This window comes from Streptococcus sp. GMD6S (assembly GCF_000297015.1).
In genome coordinates this window covers 1-702 of the sequence record NZ_AJRH01000228.1, presented here as the reverse complement: position 1 = coordinate 702, position 702 = coordinate 1, and the positions used below count along the sequence as shown (strand labels likewise).

Annotated in this window: 2 pseudogenes; both read right to left on the bottom strand. The window is 40.7% G+C overall.

Annotation, left to right across the window (positions count from 1 at the left end):
* Window positions 1–455, bottom strand: a pseudogene (locus GMD6S_RS09850) (class I SAM-dependent methyltransferase); the annotation flags it as partial.
* 58 nt (window positions 456–513) lie between these two features.
* Window positions 514–702: pseudogene (locus tag GMD6S_RS12825) on the bottom strand (SAM-dependent methyltransferase); the annotation flags it as partial.

The following is a 702-nucleotide window of genomic DNA, read 5'->3' as shown; positions in this document are numbered from 1 at the left end:
CTGGCTGCCAAATCAATCAGCAAGTCATCCACTTCGATTCCCAAGTAATCTACTTTTTTAGCAAGAGAAGTCAAGAAAGTAGCCCCCAAAATCCCCATACCAGAACCTATTTCGAGGATGCTAATTTCCTCTTGATCCAGCAACTCTTCCACAATAAGTACCAAGAGGAGGGCAATGGCATCCGGCGTAAACTGGTGATTGGCCTGTAAAGGCTCCGTTTGTCCCGCCTTCATCAAGAGAAACTGGTAGGTCTTGAGCCACTCTTCCTTGCGAAGTGCTAAGCGCTTAAGGGCTTGATTGTTCTCCTTGACCTGCTTTTGCTCAGTCTCGCCATCTAGATAAATGCTGTTTTGCTCTACTAAGGCATCATAAAAGTTGGTCGCCAAATCACTTTGGATGACTTGGACATTCTCTAGTAAATACGTATAAGCTTGTTCAATTTTTTCAAAATCCATATTCCTATCTTATCAAATTTCCCTCCTTTTTTCCATCTGAAGAGAAAAAATCACTGCTTTAGTCAGCGAGTGATTTTTGGGCTACTGTTAAAAAGAGTTCTGAATAATTTCCTTGAAACAATTCTTCAGCGCTATAGAGAATCTGACTATGCACAGATGAAAAAACCTGCTGAATTAACTTATTTTCCAGTTCAGCTAAATCAAAACCATGATGGTTGGTATCTGTCTTGACAAAATCAGCGATGAG